The sequence below is a fragment of the Rhodococcus sp. IEGM 1302 genome (assembly GCF_030056935.1).
Lineage (GTDB): Bacteria > Actinomycetota > Actinomycetes > Mycobacteriales > Mycobacteriaceae > Rhodococcus_F > Rhodococcus_F qingshengii.
In genome coordinates this window covers 170979-193860 of the sequence record NZ_JASHKY010000003.1, presented here as the reverse complement: position 1 = coordinate 193860, position 22882 = coordinate 170979, and the positions used below count along the sequence as shown (strand labels likewise).

Below are 22882 nucleotides of genomic sequence, written 5' to 3'. Positions count from 1 at the left end.
CCGCCAGCTCACAGCTCTCCCTCCACCGTCGACTCCGCATACGCGGCGCCGGCATCCGTCCACGCGACCCACGGCGCAGCGTGGAAGTACTGCAATGCAATTGCCTCACCCAGTTCGCGGCAGGTCTCCTGCCAACCGAGCAACCGTCCCTGCAGATCCTCGAGCAACACGCCCTGCGGCAGGAACTCGAGTTCGCTGCGTGCGCGGCCCAGAAGCCGCGGCGCCTCCGCCCGGATTCCGACGCGACTGCCCGGCTGCGGGTCGAGCTCCTGCAGGCACTTCTCGGCCTGCCTGATCGAGTGGAACACCGAGCGCGGAAAGAGCCTGTCCAACAAGATGAACTCGACGACGCGATTGGCGTCGAGCGCTCCGCGATACGTACGCAGATACGTGTCATGTGCGCCCGCCGAGCGAAGAACGCTGACCCATGCCGGCGACGACGGGCGGTCACCGGCGCGCGCCAGAAGCATCCGCACGATCATGTCGACACGTTCGATCGACCTGCCCAGCAGAAGGAACCGATAGCCGTCGTCGCGACTGAGCGTGGAATCCGCCAGGCCCGCGAACATCGCTGCGCGTTCCTCCACATAGCGGAAGAACTCGTGTGGCCCCAGCCTGCGTGAGGCACGTTCACGCTCGGCCAGTCCGTTGTACGTGGTGTTCAGGCACTCCCACATCTCACTCGACGTGACCTCACGCGCCCCGCGAGCATTCTCACGAGCACTTGCCAGCGAGTCCACGATCGAACCAACCTGGTTGCGGCTGAACGCAACCAGATCGGTGAGCGAGCGCACGTCGAGCTTGCCCTCCGGCGCCTCGATGCCGAGGACACGCAGGAGCAGACGCGACGTGCGGTCCGGGTCGACGGTGGCGTCGTCGAGCAATTGATGGACGGCGACGTCGAGGATCCGAGCAGTGTCGTCGGCGCGCTCGACGTAGCGGCCGATCCAGTAGAGGGACTCTGCGTTGCGAGCAAGCATCGGTCACCACGCTCCGTTCACTGATAGTTCTTGGTAGCTGGGCACTTCCGAGGTGTTCACTGTTGCTGCTGCTGTTGTTGCTGCGAGGTGCTCAGTTCGGGACCCTGCACCGGCTCCGCGGATTCCGGGGGCTCGGACACCAGTTCCTCGCCTGACAACTCTGGGTCTTCGTCAGAGGTGCGACTCGCAAGCACCCACGTGTCCTTGCTTCCGCCGCCCTGGCTGGAGTTGACCACCAGCGAACCTTCCGGAAGTGCCACCCGGGTCAGGCCGCCGGGCAACACCCACACGTCCTCACCGTCGTTGACGGCAAAGGGCCGCAAGTCCACGTGGCGCGGCGAGAGAACATCGTCGATCTTGGTCGGCACCGTGGACAACTGCACGAGTGGCTGCGCAATCCACCCGCGCGGGTCTGCCTTGATCTTGCGGGTGATCGCGGCCAGTTCCTTGGGGCTCGCGTCGGGTCCGAAGACGATTCCGTAGCCACCGGACCCTTCCACCGGCTTGATGACCAGTTCGGCGACGCGGTCGAGGACTTGCTCGCACTCCTCGTCCAACCAACAGCGGAACGTGTCGACGTTCTGCAAGAGCGGCTTCTCACCGAGGTAGTAGTCGATGATCTGCGGAACGTAGGTATAGACGAGTTTGTCGTCACCGACTCCGTTGCCGACGGCGCTCGAGATCACCACGTTGCCCGCCCGCGCCGCATTCAGTAGGCCTGCGACGCCGAGAATCGAATCCGGACGGAAGTGCATCGGGTCGAGATACTCGTCGTCGATGCGGCGATAGATGACATCGACCTGGCGCTCGCCTTCCGTCGTGCGCATATACACCATGTTGTCGCGGCAGAACAGGTCGCGACCTTCGACGAGTTCCACACCCATCTGACGAGCGAGCAACGAATGCTCGAAATAGGCGGAATTGGCGATACCCGGTGTGAGAACAACCACTGTCGGGTCCGCTTCGTTGAGTGCAGCACCCGCACGCAGCGCCCTCAGCAGATGTGTTGCGTAATCACCGACCGCCCGCACCTTGTGGGACATGAACAGATCCGGGAACACCCGAGTCATGGTGCGACGGTTTTCCATCACATAGGAGACACCGGACGGAGATCGCAGATTGTCCTCGAGAACTCGGAACTCTCCCGCCTCGTCTCGGACCAGGTCGATACCCGCGACGTGAATTCGCACACCGTTGGGCGGCACGATGCCTGCCGCTTCACGGTGGAAGTGCTCACACGAGGTGACCAGGCGGCGCGGCAACACGTGATCGCGCAGGATTCGCTGCTCTCCGTAAATGTCCGCGAGAAACAACTCGAGCGCCTTCACCCGCTGTTTGATGCCCTTTTCCAGCCGCGACCACTCCTGGGCAGCGATGACGCGTGGCACCAGATCCAACGGGAAGGGTCGCTCCTGCCCGGACAGCGAGAACGTCACGCCCTGGTCGATGAATGCGCGTCCGAGTGCGTCGGCACGCGCGGCAAGGTCGGCGCTGCTCGTCGGCGCCAGGGCTTTGTACACACCCTTGTACGGACCACGCACCGAGCCGTCGGGCTCGAACATCTCGTCGAAAGCCAACTCGTAGCGACCGATGTCTGAATATCCGTCGAACACTGCGGCAGGACGCGCTCGGGTGGTGGTCGAACCTGTTTTACTCGAACTTTTCGAAGGCGGCGGCGTCATAGGGCAACATGCTGCTACAAGTGGGGCTATTCGGCAGCGCGGCGAGAAATCGGGCGCTCGGTGTACCCTTCTCGACAGACGCAACGTGCGACGGTTTGGGTTCTTGGGCCCTCGGCTGGTAATCTTGCCAGTCGGTGCATCAGTGCGCCCACAGCTTTCTCGACCGTAACCAGCTAAAGACGACAAGGATTTTACGCGTGGCCAACATCAAGTCCCAGGTGAAGCGAATCCGTACCAACGAGGCGGCCCGACTCCGTAACCAGTCGGTGAAGTCCTCGCTGCGTACCGCGATCCGTTCATTCCGCGAGGCTGCGGCAGCCGGTGACAAGGACAAGGCCAACGAGCTCCTCGTCTCCACCAGCCGCAAGCTCGACAAGGCAGCCAGCAAGGGCGTCATTCACGCCAACCAGGCTGCCAACAAGAAGTCTGCACTCTCGCAGGCTGCCAACAAGCTCTGACGTTTCCACTGTGACGGTTCGCCGTCACACTGGTTCGTCTCGATAGCCGCCAGGTCGAAAGACCAGGCGGCTATTTTGCGTATTCAATCGGGTCAGTGCGAAGACCCGCCATCCATGTCTTGCAGCGAATATGTGGAGCGGGCTGCAACCGTCTGATGATGGCGATCAACGGGCACGGGAAGCGCCCTCGCAGCTGGTTGTTCCCGACTGTCTTCTGGGCGGTCGTCGCTTTCGGCGTAGTGGCCGCCCTGGGAATCCCTCGTTGGTGGGAATCATTGACGGTTGCAGTCGTGGGAGGTGCCGCAAGCTACGGATGGTGTAGGCGCAGGCAACGTAGCGAATTCCGGATCTTCTTCGGCGTGATGTGTTCACTCGTTGCGATTCTGGCGTTTCTCGCCGTTGGACGAGCGGTACTCACCACCGTGAAGGTGCCGGTGGACACAATCGGCCAAGAAACCATTGCCTGCGGCAGTGTGGTGAATCCGGTGTCGCACGACTCACTACGGGTGACCGACATCAGAACAGGTGAACCAACGACACAGCCTCAGGCCATTCCGCATACTCAGTTGGAGCAAGCCTGCGTGAAACGCCTCGACTACCGGGCGGGTGAGGCCACGGCCGCCACTGTCGTCGGACTACTTCTGGCCGGACGCGCAGTAGGCCACGTTGTACTCAGTTCTTCCGCAACGCGCACACTTTCCGCACTGCCATCTCCAGGGCGAAGGACGAGTCGACTGCGGCACCCTTCACGTCGGCATTGAGGGCGGCGACGATCTGCATCGCAGCGCCGATCGACGTGGGATCCCAGCCGCCGACCTCCTTGATCGCCTTCTTGACCTTCCACGGCGGCATTCCGAGATCCGACGCCAACCGGAACGGGTCACCGCCCCGTGCAAACGGGCCGACCTTCGCGATGGTGTGGACTGCGTCAGCGAGGGCATCCGCGAGCAGAACATGGGCTGTTCCGATCTGATCTGCCCATCGGAGCGCCTCGAGCGCACCCCGGGTATCGCCGACGATGACTTTGTCGGCCACGTCGAATCCGGAAACCTCGGCCTTGCCCGAGTAATACTTGTGGACCGCATCGACGTCGATCTTGCCGCCCGTATCTGCCGCCAATTGCGAGCAGGCCGACGCTAGTTCGCGGAGGTTGGAGCCGACGCTTTCGATCATCGCGGCGATCGCATCTGGCGCAACCCTGACGTCTGCGGTCCGAAACTCACCCCGGACGAAGTCGACAAGCTGACTCTTGTTCAGTTTTCCGCAGTTGTGAACCGTCGCGCCGAGCTTCTCGAGGGCCGGCGCCAACGCTTTCGCGCGACCGCCGCCCGAGTGCACGACGATCAGAACCACACCTTCTGCCGGCTCGCGTGCAGCCTCCAGGACAAGCGCTACGGCATCTTTGCCTGCTTCTGCAGCCGATTCCAAGACGATCACACGGTCTTCGGCAAAAAGAGAAGGGCTGAGCAACTCGGCCAACTCGGGAGCATTGGTGTCGCCCGCGCGCATCTTGGTCACCGGGAGATCCGAAATACCCTGGCCGCGGTCACCGCGGACGGCTCTGATGAGCTGCGATACCGTGCGGTCGATCAGGAACTCGTCGTCCCCGAGAACAAGATGCAGCGGATCGACTCCAGACGGATTACTCACCCGAAGATGGTCCCACGAGGAACCGACACGATCGACACAGACCCGCCGCCCCCGCCGTACACAGCGACGGTGCCGTCGACGTCGGTCCGAACCACCGCCCCGCCCAATGAATCCAGTTCATCGAGAACCTCCGCATTCGGGTGCCCGAAACTGTTGCCGACGCCGACGCTGATCATCGTCAACCTCGGACGCACCGCTTCCAGAAATGCCGACGACGTGGTCCGAGAACCGTGATGGGGCAGCTTCAACACATCGGCCTTCACGTCCGTTCCCGATCGGAGGATGGCCTCCTCCCCCGCAACTTCGGCGTCGCCCGTCAACAGAATTCGACCCGCGCCCGTGTGCGCCATCACCACCAGCGACTGATCGTTGGCTGCATCTGCGGCATCGACGGAATCGCGGGGAGCTGGAACCAACGGACCGAGAACCTCCACGTTCACCGATCCCAGCGTCAACTCCATACCTGCGAGCAACGAGACAACCGGAACGGCCTGCGAGTCGGCGGCATCCTTCACCGCTCGAAAACCTGACTCCGGCAACAACATCGACCCGACTCCGATCGCAGCGACCGAACGCCCACTCAGGACTGCTTCCAATCCACCGATGTGATCGGCATGAAAATGACTGATCATCAGCAACGCGATGTCGTTGACGTCCAACATGTTCAGGCAACGATCCATCGACGTGGGATCAGGACCGACATCGATCACGATTACCCTGCCGTCTCCAGTCGAGAGCACAAGACCGTCCCCCTGACCGACGTCGCACATCACCAGCGCCCACCCCGGAGCAAAACGGCCACCCCCGAACACGTGTTGAAAGATCAGGGCCAGAACAACTCCCAGAACAAGAACGCCGAGCACCCATCTCGAAATCCGATTCCACAGCGTCAGGGCCGCGGCCAGTAGGACTCCCACGACGACGAGGGCACCGATGAGTCCTGACGGCACTACCACCGACGCTCCGGGAAGCGCCGCCGCCCGTTCGGACACGCACAGCAGCCACCCCATCGGCGGCCGCACCAATGGCGCGACGAACACCGCGATCGGTGGACAGATCAGCGCACACAAGGCAATCACCGCACCGAACACCGTGATGATTCCGATCACGGGCGCCACCGCCATGTTCGCGGCAATCGTGACTACGCTGAAGGTTCCCGCCATGGCGCCCACCAACGGTGCAGTCACGACAAACGCAGCACCCGAGACAGCTGTCATCTCCGAAAACCAACGGGGCCAGCCTCTTCGGCGAAGCACGTCCACCCACACCGGCGCAATGATCACCAGCGCGCCCGTCGCAGTAGTCGACAGCGCAAACCCCCAGTCGACGGCCAGCTCGGGCATCACGACAACCAGAACGATGACGGCGGCAGCAAGAGCAGGCAGCGCCTGTTTGCGCCGACCAGTGACCAGACTGAGCAGGCCTACCAAGCCCATCACCGAGGCGCGCAGAACACTCGGCGACGGCCTCGCGACGACAACAAAGGCAACGAGGGCTACCGCCGCCAAAGCGGCGCCGACCCGCGGACTGAGCGCCGCGGCTCTGACCAACAGCAGAACGGCCCCGAGCAGAATGCTGATGTTGGCGCCGGACACCGCGGTGAGATGGGAAAGTCCGGCAACGGTGAAGTTGTCCTTCACCACCGGCGACAGCGCCGACGTGTCTCCGACGACGAGGCCAGGCAGCAGACCCGCCTGATCCGGCGGGAGTGCAGCCGAGCACGCAGCCGCGAAACGAATGCGCACCACACTCGCCCATCGCTGATACCAGGGCACTTCTCCCACCGCGACGGGAGGCCCTTCGGACGTGATCACGGCGAGCGTGGAATCGCTACGCCATGGCTGACTCGCCCGGCCACGAACCGTGAGGCTCTGCCCTGGAACAACTTCGAGCCACGACGAACTGGGCGCCCGGATGGTGACCAAGCCGCCTCCGGAGTACCTGCGGTTCTGGGCAGTCACCGAATTGACGGTTGCCCTGAAGACGACCTGACCTTGACCCACCGCGCCGGAGACCGCGTGCGGATCCTCAGTGGGTTCCACTTCGACACTCACCCAAGCTCCCTCGAGAGAAGCTCGGGTCAGTGGGTGCCTCTCCGCCTCGGACGCCCGCCACCCGCCGACGGCACTACACCCGGCACCGAACAGCAATGCAACCAACATGATTCGTGCCCACCCCGCAGATGTGCGGCGCACAATTACGACAGCCACGATCGCCGCTGGAACCGCACACGCCGCCAGCACCCACGCAGTGGTCGCACCGTACAAGATCCCCACCGCACTGCTCCCCCACACCGCGACGGCAGACGGAAGCAGTCGAGCGTCGAGGACCGGCGAGGCTTCCGGTTCGTTCACACCGACACCAGCACTCGCAATTTGGCCAACCTTGCCGGGCCGATCCCGTCGACTTCCCCCAATTGTTCTATGTCCGTGAATTTTCCGTTGGATGTGCGCCAGGAGATGATCGCCGCAGCCGTTACCGGCCCTACCCCGGGAAGCTCGTCCAGTTCGGCCTCGGTGGCGGTATTGAGGTTCACCAGCCCAGCCCCGCCGGATTCCCCCGTAGCTGCGGGGCTGGTCCCTCCTGCAGTGGTACTCGAAGAAACACCACCGGACTGATCGGCCGCACCAACCACGATCTGATCGCCGTCGACAAGTTTCTGAGCCAGATTCAGGCCCACCGTCTCCGCTCCGTCGAGCACGCCACCTGCCGCAGCAAGCGCGTCGGCGATGCGCGAGCCCGAATGAAGATTGACAAGCCCAGGCGTGCGCACGAGCCCGACGACACTGACCACCACAGCCTCGGGCGGCTGCTCTGCCACGACGCCGGTCGGTACAGGACTGGCTGATTCACCATCGCCGGCAGTCACATTCTTCTCCGTGACATTCTGGGGCGAGGGCAACGTTGGGACCGCCTGCATGCTCGGAGAATCCCACCACACGGCGAACAAGCCGATTCCCGTGGCCAGAACTGCAACGATCGCCAACACCCAGGTCGCCGACCGACTCGGGCGCCAACGTGTACCGCGCCAATGTTCGGGCAATCGGTCGAACCGTGACGAGTCGGGCTGAGCGTCGTAGTCGTCCTCGTCGAAGTCCCGAAGCCACTCGGGGGACCTCTCGAAAGACCCTGAATCCTCGAATTCGTCGACGGCCGGTCGCTGCCGGTAGTTTCCGTCCATCGCCGCGAGGCGATCACGCGCCCGCTCGCGCTCCTCGCTGATCCTCATGACTGGACGCTAACGAGAGACCTCGCCACCGAAGACGATGAATTTCGACCTGTGGAGAACTCGGGGATTGTGGAGAAACGATCAGGTGTTCGCGTCGATCTCCGGCAACGGGCACACCACAACACCGATCGCGCCGACACCGACGTGCGCTCCGATAACCGCGCTGAAGTCGGTAACCACGGATTCCGCTACATCGGGAATGCGCTCGGCCAACTGTTCCGCTATCCCGTCGGCACGCTCTCGTGCTCGCATGTGATGCACGGCTATCGCCACGCGGCCGAGACCGGCGCGCTCGACTGCCGAATCAACCAAGCGTGCAAGCGCTTTGGTGGTGGTGCGCGTTTTTTCGCCGAGCACGAGTTTGCCGTCCACCAGATGCAGGATCGGCTTCATCGCCAATGCAGTACCCAGCAACGCAGCGGCGGTTCCGATTCGTCCGCCCCGACGCAATTGATCAAGTTTGTCGACGACGATGTAGCAGCGCCCACGGCTGGCGACGTCGACCGCCCGGCCGTACGCCTCTTCGAGTGAAGCGCCCTTCTCGGCCAAGCGTGCAGCTTCGAGAGCCGGATAGCCCAAACCCATACCGGCGGACTGTGAATCGACGATCCGGACGGCGCCACCGAATTCCTGGGCTGCGACTCGTCCGGCTTCCCACGTTCCCGACAGTTGACGTGAAATGTGAACGGCGAGAACGCCGTCACCGTCGCTCATGTCCAGGGCGCGTGCATACGCTTCGGACAACTCGGCGGGCGACGCTCCGGCCGTTGTCACTCCCGACAGGTCGCTCGGCATTGCGTCGACGCCCTCTCGCAAGTCGCAGCCGTCACGGAGCACGTGGAGCGGAACAACCTGAATGCCACATGCGTCGGCCGACTCCTGCGGGATGCAGGCGGAGGAATCCGTGACGACGACGACCGGCATTCTGCTACCCGACTTCGCTCGGCGGTGCTACCAGTTCCGGCGAAACCACTTTCTGCGCCTCGACCCCGCGAATCGCAGCGATCATCGCGCGGGCTACGCCGAGGTGACCGTCCCAACCCCAGTGAATGCCGTCAGGATTGCCGTTCTCGGAAAAGACGTTGTCACGCACTGCATCTGCAAGGTCGACTACGGGAACGTCTTTCTCCGTAGCCCACTCGGTGATCGCGGACACCGCGGCAGGTCGTCCGGCATGCACGCTGGCGTAGGCATCACTGCGGTGCACCGACGGCAGGGTCGCGATCATCGGCAGTTCGGGCCGCATGTACTCCAACGCATTTCGCGAGCTTTCCAGATACTCGACGCTCAGCTTGGGCGGAAGTGCGACCGGGCGGCCCAGAGGTGCAAGCCGCGGCTGCAGCCACTGATAACCCTCGCGCACCACGCGTCGAAGCGCGGGTGGCCGAACGTAGCGGATGGTCTCGCGGAGCGCGGTAGGCAATGGGGACGGCAGCGAGTCCATCCCGCCGACCGCGAACACGACGGCGCCTGCCCGCGGCACCGCCGCCCACACACGAGGATCCTGAGTCAGTGCCCACCACGCATCGCGGCACGTCCAGCCGATACGGGCGACCAACTCGACGTCCCAGCCGAGTTCGTCGGCCACGATGTTGGGCCAGATCCGTGGGTGGTCTGCCGCGAGGCCGCCTTTGGGGCCGTAATACGACAGCGAATCCGCGAGTACGAGGAGGACGGGGCGCTGCCCGTCGGCACTTTCAGAGGACGTCATTTGCGACACTCGCAGAAGCATTCCATACGTCGAGTCGCCACTCGATCGACTTGACGTCCCCGTGTCCGCTGAGTTGCACCCAACTGGTGTTTCCCAATCCGCCGAGGACGGCCCAGCGATCGACGGGTAGGTCGAGCAATGCCGCTGTCAGTGCCGCGATCAAGCCTCCGTGCGCCACCAGAACCACGGGCCGTTCGGCCCAGTCCGGGTGCGTCTCGAGCAATTCGTGAACTACGGGGAGGCTGCGATTCGCGACGTCGATTCGGCTTTCGCCGCCGGGCGGCGCCAACGTGGCATCCGCCCGCCAGGCAGATCGCACACCGGGAGTGCGCTCGTCGACGTCGTGATGAGTCAGGCCTTGCCATTCGCCCAGGTGTGTCTCACGCAGACGCGTGTCGGTGAGTACCGGAAGTCCGGCGGCATCACCGACTGCGACGGCCGTGAAGTACGCCCGACGCAGATCCGAGGACACGATCGTCAACGGCCTGCGATCGGCGATCACCGGACCTGCACTCTTGGCCTGCGTGCGTCCCAACTCCGACAGGTCGGTGTCGAGTTGCCCCTGCATCCGAGAGTCGGCGTTGTATTCGGTCTGTCCGTGACGCAGCAGGATGAGCCGGCGGACAGGGTTCGACGCCGCACTGGGCGCCGACGAAGTCACAGCGAGGGATCCTGCGCGTCCGGCTCGGAAACCGTGTCGGTCTCGAACACCGTGTTGGCGTCGGCGGGGCCGGGACGGTTCTGTCCGAGGCCTTCGACCTCGACCGTCGGGCAGTCCTTCCACAGACGATCGAGAGCGTAGAAGTTGCGCTCCTCGTCATGCTGGACGTGGACGACGATGTCGGCGTAGTCGAGCAGTGCCCAGCGGCCCTCGCGGGTGCCTTCACGGCGGACCGGCTTGTGTCCCGCTTCGCGGAGACGGTCTTCGATGTTCTCGACAATCGAGTTGACCTGACGCTCGTTCGTCGCAGATGCGATGACGAAGCAGTCCGTGATGACCAGCTGTTCGGACACATCGAGCACCACCACTTCGGTGGCCAGCTTCTCGTCGGCTGCCAAGGCCGCGATGCGTGCCATGTCGATGGCTTCGGTGTTTGCGCTCACTCGATGTTCTCCAGTTTCGTCTTCAGAAAGTACTTGTTGTTCTCGGCTAGCTCGATTCGGCGCCCGGGACGGCTTCCGACTTCCCCGGTGCGGGCTCCGACATCGTTGTAGCTCCGTCGCGGCGCTCCGCGTCGACAGGTCGATACAGGTTCCGCTTCGAGATGTACTGCACCACTCCGTCCGGCACCAGGTACCAGACGGGGCGGTCTTCACTTGCCCGACGCCGACATTCGGTCGACGAAATGGCAAGTGCCGGAATCTCTATCAACGTGACCGCGTCGGCGGGCATGGTGTCGAGGTGACCGGCCAGGTGCTCTGCATTGAGATCGAAACCCGGTCGCGATACCCCGACGAACTTCGCCAATGCGAACAACTCTTCCCAATCTTGCCAGGAAAGGATGCTGGCCAGCGCATCGGCACCGGTGATGAAGAAGAGTTCGGCGTCAGGGTGGTAGGCCCGGAGGTCTCGCAGCGTGTCCACGGTGTACGTCACTTTTTCACGGTCGACGTCGACCCGAGAGACGGAAAACCGCGGGTTGGAGGCGGTGGCGATGACCGTCATGAGGTACCGGTCCTCGGCAGGACTGACGCCCTTCCCCTGCTTCTGCCAGGGCCGCCCGGTGGGGACGAAGATCACTTCGTCGAGTCCGAACCGGTCGGCGACCTCACTGGCCGCAACGAGGTGGCCATGGTGAATGGGGTCGAAGGTGCCACCCATCACTCCTAGGCGTCGAGCACGTTCCACCGATAGTCCCTTCTGCACGAGTGTCGAGCTTACGGGTCAGACCGGCAGCAGACGGGACACGACGTCGGCAAGCTGCTGGGCCGAGCGGCACTCGTGCATGCTGATGACCTCGTTGTAGACCTTCGCCGCGGAGTCACCCGTTCCCCATTGCCCCTTCGGCTCGGGGTTGAGCCAGTGCGCGTGCTTGGCTACTGCCACCATCTGCGACAGCGACTGAAGGTTGGGATCGCGGTAGTTGTTGCGACCGTCGCCGAGTACCAGTAGCGACGTGCGACTGGTGATCGACTGCGCGAACTTCTCCTGGAACACTCCGAAGGCGTGTCCGTAGTCTGAGTGGCCGTCGTAGGTGATCAGTTCGGCCTCACGCACCATCCGTGACATCGCTGATCCGAGGTCTGCGTTCGAGTCGAAGAACCGCGTGACCTCGTCGGTCGTGTCGATGAACGCGAACACCCGCACGCGCGAGAACTGCTCACGCAAAGCGTTCACGAGCAGCAGAGTGAAATGGCTGAACCCCGCCACCGAGCCGGACACGTCGCACATCACCACAAGTTCGGGCCGCGCCCGCTTCGGCTTGCGCTGCACCAGATCGATCGGCACTCCGCCCGTCGACATGGACTTGCGCAACGTACGACGTAGGTCGATCGAACCCGCGCGAGATCGGCTACGACGCACGGCGAGACGACTGGCCAACAAGCGAGCCAGGGGTGCGACGTTCTTCTTCAGCGTGGTGAGTTCGGCATCGGACGCTCGCAAGAAGTCGACTTCCTCGGCGAGTTTCGGAACGCCGTACGTGGCGACCCGCTCCTTGCCCAAATTCTCGGCTGTGCGTCGACGCGTTTCCTTCTCGACCATCTTGCGGAAGTCCGCGATGCGCTGCGCTGCCGTGCGCTTGGCGACCTCGGACTGGTAGTCGGAGTTGTCCTTGCCCTCTGACCCGGAACCCTCCTGGTTGCCGAGCAGGCCCTGCAGGATCTTGTTGAGCAACGTCTCCGGGGCGACGTCACGCAGCGCCTGATAGGCGGAGAACGACGGGCCGTTGCTCGACTGGTACTGCCCGAGTTCCTCGACCATCGCGGCGGTCAGGAGTTCGGTCATCTCCATCGCCTCGTCACTGCCGTCTGTCAGCAGTTCGGCGATCAGCTCACGCAAGGCCTGCAGGTCGATCGAGCCGTCTGGCTTGCGCGGCAGTGTGACGTCGACGTCGCCGACCGCACGGTCACCGATCGCCTTGGGGAACCACAGGTCGAAGACGGCGTCGAACGTCGCCCGGTGGGTCGGCCTGCGCAGGAGCGAGCATGCCAGCCCTTCACGAAGCGCTTCACGATCGAGCAGGTCGAGAACAGACATGACCTGACCGGCGTCGACTGTCTCGGACGGGCCGACCATGATTCCGCGTCGTCGCAAAGCCTCGACAAAATCGACGAGGTGACCGGGAATCCCGTGCGGCGCTGCCAGGCCGCCAGGTGAGAGCGGCGACGTCGATGCTGCGGGAGCCATGTCAGACCTCAGTTCAGCCGAAGTTCAGCGGCGGCACGCACCTGGTCCGACTGGTGCTTGAGGATCACGCCGAGCGTGGCGCGAACGGCATCGTCGTCGAGAGTGTCCATGCCCAGAGCAAGAAGGGTGCGTCCCCAGTCTATGGTCTCGGATACCGAAGGGACCTTCTTGAGCTGCATTCCGCGAAGAACACGAATGGTGTTGACCAGCTGCTCGGCAATCGCTTCAGGAAGCTCCGGCACGCGGCTTGCGAGGATGCGACGCTCGAGGTCGGCGTCCGGGAAGTCGAGATGCAGGAAGAGGCAACGACGCTTCAGAGCCTCCGAGAGTTCGCGAGTGGCATTCGAGGTCAACACCGTGAACGGCTTGCGGGTGGCGGTAATGGTTCCGAGCTCGGGGATCGTGACCGCGAAGTCGCTGAGCACTTCGAGGAGCAGACCTTCGATCTCGACGTCGGCCTTGTCCGTCTCGTCGATCAACAGCACCGTCGGGTCCTCGCGGCGAATGGCCTTGAGCAGTGGACGAGCGAGCAGGAACTCCTCCGAGAACACATCCGCCTTCGTCGAATCCCAGCTGTGGTCGACCGCGACATCACCCCTCGCTCCGCTCGCCCCGCCCGACTGAATCCGAAGAATCTGCTTCGCGTGGTTCCACTCGTACAGCGCACGAGCCTCGTCGACGCCCTCGTAGCACTGCAGACGCACCAGTTCTGCGCCCGTGGTCTGGGCGACTGCGCGGGCGAGTTCCGTCTTTCCGACACCGGCCGGGCCCTCGATGAGCAGCGGCTTGCCCAGACGATCGGCCAGGAAGACTGCCGTCGCGGTGGCCTTGTCGGACAGATAGCCAGTTTCGGCCAGCCGTTCGATCACGTCGTCGACGGTCGAGAAGAACGGCGTCGTGTCGGGAAGTGCTCGGTCCACGGTTAACTCCTTGAGAGGTGGGGCAAGTCTGGTGAACTTTTCAGGCGGGTCGGGTATGCCCGTCGCCCCAGACGATCCACTTGGTGGACGTCAGTTCCGGTAGCCCCATGGGGCCACGCGCGTGCAGTTTCTGGGTGGAGATGCCGATCTCGGCGCCGAACCCGAACTGCTCACCGTCGGTGAAGGCAGTCGACGCATTGACCATCACTGCCGCAGCGTCGACTCGAGCGGTGAACTCGCGGGCAGCCGAGAGATCGGACGTCACGATGGCTTCGGTGTGGCCGGTCCCGTACTGGTCGATGTGCTCGACGGCAGCGTCCAGGTCCTTGACGACCTTGAGGGCGACGTCGAGGGTGAGGTATTCCTTCGACCAGTCGTCCTCGGTCGCGGGAACCAGTCCCGGCAGATCACCGTGCACGACGACGTCGTGCATCTGGAGCGCTTGGAGCAGCTTCGGCACGGCAGTCTCGGCGATCGCAGCGTCGACCAGGACGGTTTCGGCTGTATTGCAGACACTGGGCCGACGGGTTTTGGAGTTGAGAAGAATCTTCTCGGCCATCAGTAGATCGGCGGCCGAGTGAACATAGACGTGGCAGTTACCGACACCGGTCTCGATGGTGGGCACGGTGGCATCACGCACGACGGCGCTGATCAAGCCGGCACCGCCGCGCGGGATGACGACGTCGACGAGGCCGCGGGCCTGGATGAGGTGCGTGACCGTCGAACGATCCGCACTCGGCAGAAGTTGAACGGAGTCCTCGGGGAGCCCCTGAGCAACCAACGACGCGCGTAGCGCCTCCACCAACGCTTCGTTGGACTTGACTGCCGAGGACGAACCACGAAGCAGCGCAGCATTTCCCGACTTGAGAGTCAGCCCGAAAGCGTCGACGGTAACATTGGGGCGAGCCTCGTAGACCATGCCGACGACACCGAGCGGAACGCGCTGCTGACGTAGTTCCAAACCGTTCGGCAGAGTGGATCCACGAAGCACTTCACCGATCGGATCGGGTAGTCCGGCAACCTGACGCAAACCCGACGCGATGCCCTCGATCCGGTCAGCGGTCAGACGAAGACGGTCGAGCAGCGATTCCTCGGTGCCGCCCGCCTTCGCGGTGTCGATATCGAGAGCGTTGGCCGCGAGAATCCGATCACTTGCCGCGAGTACCGCGTCGGCTGCGGCGTTGAGCGCAGCATCCTTCTGCGCGGTGGTCAGCAGAGCCAGGACGCGCGAAGCCTTACGGGCTCGGCGTGCGGCGTCGTGCACGACGGACTTGGTGTCGGACGCGTTCGAGTCGACGGTTTCTGCGTTGGAAGTCACAGCGGTCATGAATACACATTAACCACCCACCGTGACGGCCTGCTCGGCGGAACGAGGCTGTGACCACCCGGGACCATTCCGGCGGACCGCCTGCGAACATTTCGGCGGACCGCCTGCGGACATTTCGGCGGACCGCCGGGGAACAATTCCGGCGCGCGACACTGTTGCACCCACCGACCTTCTTCTTCGAGTCAGGAGCCATCCGTGAGTGTGTTGTTCGAGCCTTTGACCCTGCGCGGCGTCACCATCCCGAACCGCGTCTGGATGGCACCGATGTGCCAGTACTCCGCTGACGTCATCGGCGACCAGGTCGGAGTGCCCAACGAGTGGCATCGCACGCATCTGGTGAGCCGTGCAATCGGCGGCACCGGCCTGATTCTCACCGAGGCGACGGCCGTCAATCCCGAAGGCCGCATATCGGCAGCTGATCTGGGGATCTGGAACGACACGCAGGCGCAAGCCTTCGCCGAGATCAACGCGCAACTCGCGTACTTCGGCGCAGTGCCCGGAATTCAGCTGGCCCACGCCGGACGCAAAGCGTCGACGCAGGTTCCGTGGCGCGGCGGCAAGAGTCTGCCCGCCGACGACCGACTCTCGTGGCAGACGGTTGCCCCGAGCGCGGTTCCGTTCGGTCACCTTGCCGATCCGGTCGAGCTCACCACGGAGGGCATCGAGAAGGTCGTCGCGGACTTCGCAGCGGCGGCTACCCGCGCATTGAAGGCCGAATTCAAGGTCGTGGAAATTCACGCGGCCCACGGATACCTGATCCATCAGTTCCTCTCCCCCGAGAGCAACAAGCGAACGGACCGCTACGGAGGCAGCTTCGAGAACCGCATCCGATTGCTCCTCGAAATCCTGAGCGCAGTCCGCGAGGTGTGGCCGGCCGAGCTACCGCTCTTCGTCCGGGTCTCGGCGACCGATTGGCTGACGGAAGAGCGTGGGCTCGAGGTCGACAGCTGGACCGCGGATCAGACCGTTGCCCTCGCCAACATCCTCTCCGACTACGGCGTCGATCTCGTCGACGTGTCCACCGGCGGTAATTCACCGGCGGCCAAGATTCCGGTGGAGCCGGGATACCAGGTTCCGTTCGCCCGTCGCCTGCAGAACGAGAGCCTGCTACCGGCCGCCGCCGTCGGCCTCATCACCGAACCCGAACAGGCCGAGAAGATCGTCGAAGACGGAAGCGCAGTGGCGGTGCTCCTCGGCCGCGAACTGTTGCGTGATCCCTACTGGGCGCGCCGGGCGGCCCGTGAACTGAACGCCGAGGTAGGACCGCATATCCCGTCGCAGTACGCCCGCGCCTTCTAGCCCGAAAATCGGCTCCCGCGCACAACTTTGATAGCGTAAGCGTCTTACTTGCCGGTAGTCCGGAGCCCTGTGGGCTCCGGACACTGCCGCGGGCCAGAGCCGTGCGACGGGGGTCGCAACGAGCCACAGGGCACGCGGACGCTCGATTTCCCGACCGGCTCATCGGCGAGTGGGCAACGAAAAGATGCGTGCATCAGGTACGTGCCCCGCTCGGTTCGATGATTGCGCTGGGGAGCGCATGTCATGACTACACCAGAGAACTCGATAAGCGCTCTCGAAGTGGCCGAATCACCCGATGTCTGCGTCACCGACAATGCGTCCGTCAAGCGCGCTGTCAAGGCAACGATGCTCGGAAATGCCATGGAGTGGTTCGATTTCGGCGTTTACGCATATCTAGCTACCACTATAGGAAAAGTGTTCTTCCCGGACGCGAGCGGCAGCGCTCAACTCCTCTCTACCTTTGCAATTTTTGCGGCAGCCTTCATCGTCCGCCCACTCGGCGGATTGTTCTTCGGTCCACTCGGTGACCGCATCGGACGCAAGAAAGTCCTGGCCACCACCATCATTCTGATGGCGGGCAGCACCTTCGCCATCGGCCTCATCCCGAGCTACGAATCCATCGGTATCGCCGCCCCGATCCTGCTGGTACTCCTACGCCTACTGCAGGGCTTTTCCACCGGCGGCGAATACGGCGGAGCCAGTACGTTCGTCGCCGAATACGCACCGGACAAGCGCCGCGGTTTCTTCGCCAGCTTCCTCGAATTCGGGACTCTGGCAGGATATGTGGCGGCAGCGGGCATCGTGACGATCATCCAGACCGTCGTCAGTGCCGAGGACCTACTCCAGTGGGGCTGGCGCATCCCCTTCCTCATTGCCGGACCTCTGGGTCTCATCGGCCTGTACCTCCGTCTGCGTTTGGAGGAAACCCCCGCATTCCAGATGATGGAGCAGGCCGAAGAGCGCTCCCTCGCAGATGAATCCACAGGCAAGAAACTACGCGAAACTCTCGTCGACAACTGGCGTCCGCTTGTTCTGTGCATCGTCCTGGTGGCCACGTACAACATCGCTCACTACGGACTGCTCAGCTACATGCCGACGTATCTGACCAACACGTTGGGTTACGACGAATCCCACGGACTCGTTCTGATGATCATCGTCATGATCGTGATGATGATGGGAATCAGCTACGTCGGAAAGTTCTCGGACCGCGTCGGGCGTAAACCCTTGCTGCTCAGCGGTTTCATCGGATTCTTCGTCCTGTCCCTGCCTGCCTACCTTCTGATCGGCGTCGGCAACTACGTGACGGTCTTCCTGGGACTCGCAATTCTCGGCGGCTTGCTCCTGCTGTTCGTCGGTGTGTTCCCGTCCGTGCTTCCCGCACTCTTTCCGACCGGAATCAGGTACGGCGGCTTGGCAATCGGATACAACCTCGCGGTCTCCATCTTCGGCGGGACCACTCCCCTGGTGCTCACCGCCCTCGAAAGTGCAACGGGCAGCAACTTGGTCGCACCGATGTACATGATGATCGCCGCCGTGATCGGCGGTATCGCAGTCCTGATGATCCCCGAGACCGCACGCAAGCCACTCGACGGCTCTCCGCCCTCCGTCGCCACCGACGAGGAAGCACGTCGGATCATCCGCAAGGTTCGTCGAAAGAGAATGAAGGCCGATAACCTCGAGGTATGAGCACGCCTCGAATCGTCGTCGTCGGCAGTATCAACATGGATCTGACCACGTCAGTATCCAGATTCCCAGCTCCGGGAGAAACGCTGCTCGGCACTGCCTTTGCCACCGCGGCGGGAGGCAAAGGCAGCAACCAGGCCATCGCCGCCGCGAAAGCCGGTGGGGACGTGTCGTTCGTCGGCGCGGTCGGCGACGACGGTTTCGGCACCCAATTGCGCGAGACCCTGCAAGACGCCGGGGTCGACACCGCGTTGCTTCGTAGTGTCGACGGCCCGAGTGGCGTTGCCGCCATCACCGTGAGCGAGGACGCGGAGAACAACATCATCGTCGTCCCGGGCGCCAATTCCTCGGTCACCTCGTTGTCAGAAGCAGACCTCGACGCGATCGCACACGCCGACGTTCTACTGTGCCAACTCGAAATACCCCTCGACACGGTCACCGCAGCGGCCCGGCACGCGCGTGCCAACGGAACAACTGTCATCCTCAATCCTTCGCCGGTACAAGACCTTCCGGGCGCCCTGATCGAGTCTGTCGACATCCTGATCGTCAACCAGACCGAGTCGGAGCAGTTGGCCGCGGTCACCGGTCGCGTCCGATACCTCGTCACGACGCTCGGGGCCGGCGGCGCGGATCTCCGGTCGGGCGAGGAGACAATCCACGCCGACTCCCCGGCCGTGACACCCGTGGATACAACTGGCGCAGGCGATGCTTTCACCGGCGCCTTCGCCGTGGAGTGGGTGCAGGGCCAGGACCGCGCCCTGCAGTTCGCTGCCACGGCGGGAAGTCTGGCGACGACGGTCCGCGGCGCGTCGGTGTCGTCACCCACTCGCGCTGCGATCGAAAAAGTCCTGAACCGACAGCTTGACTCTGACACCGTGTGAGGTCGTCAACCTGTAGGTATCGGGTTTGTGAGAGAGAAACGGGGCGAGCAAGGATGTTGAGCATCGGAGACTTCGCGAGAGCAGGTCGTGTGTCGGTGCGCATGCTCCGCCACTACGACGCCATCGGTCTGCTCAGACCCGCGAGGGTCGACGCATCCACCGGGTATCGCTCGTACACCGCGGGCCAGTTGGCGCTGCTCAACCGCATCGTCGCTCTCAAGGAGTTGGGCCTGACTCTGGCCCAGGTCCAGCAAGTGGTGGAGTCGGCGGTCACCGTCGACGAGATCCGCGGGATGCTCACGCTTCGCCGAGCAGAACTCGAAACCCGAATCCAGGAAGACACCGCGCGACTGGCGCATGTACAGGCGCGCCTACGGATCATCGAAAGTGAGGGACAGATGTCCGCATACGAGGTTGTGATCAAGTCAGTTCCGGCGCTGCGGGTCGCGGAGTTGACCGGTACCGCCAAGACGATGGATCCGTCGTCGATCGGCCCGGTGGTTCGCGGGTTGTACGAGCGCCTTTGTACCGGTTTGGATCGTGCCGGTATCGCCGCGATCGGACCCGCTGTCGCTTACTACGAGGATGCCGGTGACGACGAGAACGTCGTCGTCCATGCGGCGCTACCGGTAGACGCGAATCCCGATGGCGACTACGAGTTCGCTGTGGTGGACCTGCGGGCCGAAGAGCACGTGGCCTCGCTGCTGCACAAGGGTTCGATGGACAACTGCCTGCCCGCTTATCAGGCGTTGGCCCAATGGATCGACGCAGCGGGATACCGCAATGCCGGCCCCAGCCGTGAGGTGACGCTGGCGTGCCCGGAGGATGTCGACTTCTGGGTCACCGAACTGCAGGAACCTGTTGCCAAGGCCTGAAGCCCGCACGTGTCGGCAGGGTCGTGCACCATGGGGTCCATGACCACCGCCACTGCCCCAGCCATGCGCGACGAAGCCGAGCGGCTGCTCCGCGAACTCGCGGGGCCGGATGCCCGCCTACGCGAGGACCAGTGGACGGCCATCGAGGCGCTGGTGGTGCAGCGCAAACGCGCGCTCGTCGTACAGCGGACCGGCTGGGGCAAATCTGCGGTCTACTTCATCTCGGCGAAGCTGCTCCGGGCAACGGGCCACGGCCCCACCGTCATCGTCTCTCCGTTGTTGGCCCTGATGCGAAACCAGGTCAGTTCTGCCGAACGTGCCGGAGTGCGCGCCGCAACCATCAATTCGGGCAACGTCACCGAATGGGACGACATCCATGCCCGCGTCGCAGCCAATGATCTCGACGTCCTTCTGGTCAGCCCCGAGCGCCTGAACAACCCTGACTTCCGCGATCAGGTGCTCCCGGCCCTGGCAGCTGATGCCGGCCTGGTCGTAGTCGACGAGGCTCACTGCGTTTCCGACTGGGGCCACGACTTCCGTCCCGACTACCGCCGCATCAGGACCTTGATCGCCGAACTCGGCGAGGGCATTCCCGTCCTCGCAACCACGGCGACGGCCAACAACCGCGTCGTCGAGGACGTGTCCGCCCAACTCGGCGTCGGCGGTGAGGAAACCCTCGTCCTTCGCGGCGGGCTCGAACGCGAATCGCTTCACCTCTCTGTAGTCCACATTCCGGAGGCGACGGCGCGCGCTGCCTGGCTTGCCGACATGCTCGAGACGCTGCCGGGTTCGGGCATCATCTACACGCTGACGGTTTCGGCCGCGCGCGACCTCGCAAGCCTGCTCTCCGAGCGCGGCCATACCGTCGCCGCCTACACGGGCCAGACCGATCCCACTGAACGTGAATCTCTCGAGCAGGACTTGTTGGGTAATCGCGTCAAGGCTCTGGTGGCCACCTCGGCACTCGGGATGGGCTTCGACAAGCCTGATCTCGGGTTCGTCGTCCACCTCGGCGCACCGTCGTCGCCGATCTCGTACTACCAGCAGGTGGGCCGCGCCGGTCGTTCCACCGACAGGGCAGACGTGATCCTCCTGCCTGGCGCCGAGGACAAGCAGATCTGGAGTTACTTCGCCTCGGTCGCCTTCCCCCGCGAGCACCTGGTCCGCAGCGTCATCGAACACCTCGATACCGAAAAGGCCACGTCGACACCGGCACTCGAACCTCTGGTGGAGCTCAATCGCACGCGTCTCGAGATGGTCCTCAAAGTCCTCGACGTCGACGGCGCGGTCAAACGCGTCAAGGGCGGGTGGATCAGCACCGGCGAACCCTGGGTGTACGACGCCGAGCGCTACGGCCGACTCGACGACGCTCGCCAGGCCGAGCAGGCCGCAATGGTCGAGTACCAGAGCATCACGACGTGTCGAATGACCTTCCTGCGTGAACAACTCGACGATCCTGGTCTGACCTCGGAGAACTCACAGTGCGGTCGCTGTGACAACTGCACAGGCAATCGCTACGACACCACTGTCGACACCGCCGCCCTCGACGAGACTCGGGCGCGCTTGCAGCGCCCCGGATTCGACCTGGAGCCGCGCAAGATGTGGCCGACCGGCCTGAGCAAGCTGGGCGTCAAGCTGTCCGGGAAGATCACCGAGGGGCCCGAAACCGGGCGCATTCTCGGACGGATGTCGGACCTGGGCTGGGGTCAACGTCTCCGCGCGCTTTTCGACGGTCCCGACGCCGAGGTACCCGATGCGGTGGTCAGCGCGTGTATCAGCGTTCTGGCCGCCTGGAATTGGGCCGAGCGACCCACCGGCGTCATGGCCCTCGAATCCACGACGCATCCTTTGTTGGTGTCGAGCCTGGCTGCCAAGTTGGCCGAGGTCGGGCGATTGACCGACCTGGGCACCCTTCGCTTGCGACCCGACCACCCTCCGGTGTCGGCAGCGAACTCCGCCTACCGCGTGTCCGGACTGGTCGATGTTTGGGAAGTCCCGGACATGAGTATCCATCAGGGACCAATACTTCTTGTCGACGCAATCGCCGATACCGGTTGGACTTTCACGATGGCCGCGCGCGCACTTCGACAGGCTGGTGCTCACTCTGTACTTCCGTTGGCGCTCGCAAGCCCGAAATAGCGAGTTTTTGCCCGAAATAGTCGCTCCGACAACGGCAAAAGTTACATAATGTGAGCACCATCACATTCATGTCCTCACCTGGGGCGCAACGGGTTCCACACGGCCCGAAACGGACATCTGCATGACTTCGACAGCAATGATTGTTACGTTCAGATGACCGATGAAGCCTGTTGATACGAGAGCTATCCCGACCACCGCGCCGGACGCGGTGTTGTTCAGAAGCCCACAGATCGATGACGGAGTCCGGCTCTGGGAGATCGCACGTGATTCGAAGGTGCTCGACCTCAATTCGAGTTATGCATACCTGTTGTGGTGCAGGGATTTCAGCGCGACGTCCATCGTCGCGGAGGTAGACGGCCGCGTAGTCGGATTCGTTTCCGGTTATACCCGTCCCAGCGCGCAGGAAACCCTGTTCGTGTGGCAAGTTGCGGTCGACGAAGACCAGCGCGGCAAGGCAATTGCTGCCCGCATGCTGTCCGACTTGATGGATCGCACTGCCCCACTGGGTGTTACACATCTGGAGACCACGATCAGCCCCGACAACGAGGCTTCGATCGCACTCTTCACCGCGCTCGCACGTCGGCGCGAAGTACCGATAACCAGGCAGACCTTGTTCTCGCCCAACGATTTTCCCGATGGACACGAAGCCGAAGATCTTTACACGATCGGCGCCTAGCGCACTTCGCGCTCGGCATACAG

20 protein-coding genes are annotated in these 22882 nt (G+C 63.5%); 7 read left to right on the top strand and 13 right to left on the bottom strand.

Annotated features, from left to right (window positions below):
* Positions 1–8: 8 nt before the first annotated feature.
* Positions 9–980, bottom strand: a complete 972-nt coding sequence (locus tag QM609_RS07985) for an alpha-E domain-containing protein (protein ID WP_003944483.1) — start codon at positions 978–980, stop codon at positions 9–11.
* Between the two features lie 56 nt (positions 981–1036).
* Positions 1037–2662, bottom strand: a complete 1626-nt coding sequence (locus QM609_RS07980; protein WP_003944471.1) for a circularly permuted type 2 ATP-grasp protein — start codon at positions 2660–2662, stop codon at positions 1037–1039.
* Positions 2663–2859: 197 nt separating this feature from the next.
* On the opposite strand from QM609_RS07980, the gene rpsT reads away from it, so the two are divergent.
* Complete coding sequence (gene rpsT / locus QM609_RS07975) at positions 2860–3120, top strand: 30S ribosomal protein S20 (RefSeq protein ID WP_003944567.1); 261 nt, start codon at positions 2860–2862, stop codon at positions 3118–3120.
* 672 nt (positions 3121–3792) lie between these two features.
* Here rpsT and holA read toward each other — a convergent pair.
* The 11 genes from holA to QM609_RS07920 all read right to left on the bottom strand — a co-directional run bounded on the left by holA (position 3793) and on the right by QM609_RS07920 (position 15306).
* Positions 3793–4770: a DNA polymerase III subunit delta gene (gene holA / locus QM609_RS07970; protein WP_003944476.1), complete on the bottom strand. Its 978-nt coding sequence runs from the start codon at positions 4768–4770 to the stop codon at positions 3793–3795.
* Positions 4767–7124, bottom strand: coding sequence for a ComEC/Rec2 family competence protein (locus QM609_RS07965; RefSeq protein ID WP_050654645.1), 2358 nt, complete (start codon positions 7122–7124; stop codon positions 4767–4769). The genes holA and QM609_RS07965 overlap by 4 nt, the downstream gene beginning before the upstream one ends.
* Complete coding sequence (locus QM609_RS07960; protein WP_050654644.1) at positions 7121–7999, bottom strand: ComEA family DNA-binding protein; 879 nt, start codon at positions 7997–7999, stop codon at positions 7121–7123. The genes QM609_RS07965 and QM609_RS07960 overlap by 4 nt, the downstream gene beginning before the upstream one ends.
* A gap of 81 nt (positions 8000–8080) precedes the next feature.
* Complete coding sequence (locus QM609_RS07955; RefSeq protein WP_050654643.1) at positions 8081–8923, bottom strand: DegV family protein; 843 nt, start codon at positions 8921–8923, stop codon at positions 8081–8083.
* A 4-nt stretch (positions 8924–8927) separates the two neighbouring features.
* The gene (octT, locus tag QM609_RS07950; RefSeq protein ID WP_050654642.1) at positions 8928–9710 is read right to left on the bottom strand and encodes a diglucosylglycerate octanoyltransferase; all 783 of its coding nucleotides are present in this window, start codon (positions 9708–9710) and stop codon (positions 8928–8930) included.
* A complete protein-coding gene (locus tag QM609_RS07945) occupies positions 9697–10371 on the bottom strand; it encodes a histidine phosphatase family protein (RefSeq protein ID WP_050654641.1) in 675 nt (224 codons plus the stop codon). The genes octT and QM609_RS07945 overlap by 14 nt, the downstream gene beginning before the upstream one ends.
* A complete protein-coding gene (rsfS, locus tag QM609_RS07940) occupies positions 10368–10814 on the bottom strand; it encodes a ribosome silencing factor (protein WP_003944502.1) in 447 nt (148 codons plus the stop codon). The genes QM609_RS07945 and rsfS overlap by 4 nt, the downstream gene beginning before the upstream one ends.
* 46 nt (positions 10815–10860) lie before the next feature.
* Positions 10861–11577: a nicotinate-nucleotide adenylyltransferase gene (nadD, locus tag QM609_RS07935; protein WP_003944462.1), complete on the bottom strand. Its 717-nt coding sequence runs from the start codon at positions 11575–11577 to the stop codon at positions 10861–10863.
* Between the two features lie 18 nt (positions 11578–11595).
* Positions 11596–13059 carry a vWA domain-containing protein gene (locus QM609_RS07930; RefSeq protein ID WP_007731020.1) on the bottom strand — a complete coding sequence of 488 codons (1464 nt, stop codon included), beginning with the start codon at positions 13057–13059 and terminating at the stop codon, positions 11596–11598.
* An 8-nt stretch (positions 13060–13067) separates the two neighbouring features.
* Entirely contained in the window at positions 13068–13979 is a 912-nt protein-coding gene (locus tag QM609_RS07925; protein ID WP_003944506.1) for an AAA family ATPase, read from the bottom strand.
* Between the two features lie 40 nt (positions 13980–14019).
* Complete coding sequence (locus QM609_RS07920) at positions 14020–15306, bottom strand: glutamate-5-semialdehyde dehydrogenase (RefSeq protein ID WP_007731018.1); 1287 nt, start codon at positions 15304–15306, stop codon at positions 14020–14022.
* A gap of 195 nt (positions 15307–15501) precedes the next feature.
* On the opposite strand from QM609_RS07920, the gene QM609_RS07915 reads away from it, so the two are divergent.
* From QM609_RS07915 to ectA, 6 genes are all read left to right on the top strand, one after another.
* Entirely contained in the window at positions 15502–16605 is a 1104-nt protein-coding gene (locus QM609_RS07915; protein WP_042924054.1) for an NADH:flavin oxidoreductase/NADH oxidase, read from the top strand.
* Between the two features lie 243 nt (positions 16606–16848).
* Complete coding sequence (locus tag QM609_RS07910; protein WP_003944479.1) at positions 16849–18291, top strand: MFS transporter; 1443 nt, start codon at positions 16849–16851, stop codon at positions 18289–18291.
* Positions 18288–19169 carry a ribokinase gene (locus QM609_RS07905; protein WP_042450215.1) on the top strand — a complete coding sequence of 294 codons (882 nt, stop codon included), beginning with the start codon at positions 18288–18290 and terminating at the stop codon, positions 19167–19169. Before QM609_RS07910 ends, QM609_RS07905 begins: the two co-directional genes overlap by 4 nt.
* A gap of 53 nt (positions 19170–19222) precedes the next feature.
* Positions 19223–20044, top strand: a complete 822-nt coding sequence (locus QM609_RS07900; protein WP_050654640.1) for a MerR family transcriptional regulator — start codon at positions 19223–19225, stop codon at positions 20042–20044.
* A gap of 39 nt (positions 20045–20083) precedes the next feature.
* Positions 20084–22183, top strand: a complete 2100-nt coding sequence (locus tag QM609_RS07895) for a RecQ family ATP-dependent DNA helicase (protein WP_030536630.1) — start codon at positions 20084–20086, stop codon at positions 22181–22183.
* 160 nt (positions 22184–22343) lie between these two features.
* Positions 22344–22859, top strand: coding sequence for a diaminobutyrate acetyltransferase (ectA, locus tag QM609_RS07890; protein WP_003944572.1), 516 nt, complete (start codon positions 22344–22346; stop codon positions 22857–22859).
* The last annotated feature ends 23 nt before the right edge of the window (positions 22860–22882 follow it).

What these genes read in the sequence shown, in the direction of transcription:
- QM609_RS07985 (WP_003944483.1), bottom strand. Translation starts at nt 980, where the DNA reads ATGCTTGCTCGCAACGCAGAGTCCCTCTACTGGATCGGCCGCTACGTC.
- QM609_RS07980 (WP_003944471.1), bottom strand. Translation starts at nt 2,662, where the DNA reads ATGACGCCGCCGCCTTCGAAAAGTTCGAGTAAAACAGGTTCGACCACC.
- QM609_RS07960 (WP_050654644.1), bottom strand. Translation starts at nt 7,999, where the DNA reads ATGAGGATCAGCGAGGAGCGCGAGCGGGCGCGTGATCGCCTCGCGGCG.
- QM609_RS07955 (WP_050654643.1), bottom strand. Translation starts at nt 8,923, where the DNA reads ATGCCGGTCGTCGTCGTCACGGATTCCTCCGCCTGCATCCCGCAGGAG.
- octT (WP_050654642.1), bottom strand. Translation starts at nt 9,710, where the DNA reads ATGACGTCCTCTGAAAGTGCCGACGGGCAGCGCCCCGTCCTCCTCGTA.
- QM609_RS07930 (WP_007731020.1), bottom strand. Translation starts at nt 13,059, where the DNA reads ATGGCTCCCGCAGCATCGACGTCGCCGCTCTCACCTGGCGGCCTGGCA.
- QM609_RS07920 (WP_007731018.1), bottom strand. Translation starts at nt 15,306, where the DNA reads ATGACCGCTGTGACTTCCAACGCAGAAACCGTCGACTCGAACGCGTCC.
- QM609_RS07910 (WP_003944479.1), top strand. Translation starts at nt 16,849, where the DNA reads ATGACTACACCAGAGAACTCGATAAGCGCTCTCGAAGTGGCCGAATCA.
- QM609_RS07905 (WP_042450215.1), top strand. Translation starts at nt 18,288, where the DNA reads ATGAGCACGCCTCGAATCGTCGTCGTCGGCAGTATCAACATGGATCTG.
- QM609_RS07900 (WP_050654640.1), top strand. Translation starts at nt 19,223, where the DNA reads ATGTTGAGCATCGGAGACTTCGCGAGAGCAGGTCGTGTGTCGGTGCGC.
- QM609_RS07895 (WP_030536630.1), top strand. Translation starts at nt 20,084, where the DNA reads ATGACCACCGCCACTGCCCCAGCCATGCGCGACGAAGCCGAGCGGCTG.
- ectA (WP_003944572.1), top strand. Translation starts at nt 22,344, where the DNA reads ATGAAGCCTGTTGATACGAGAGCTATCCCGACCACCGCGCCGGACGCG.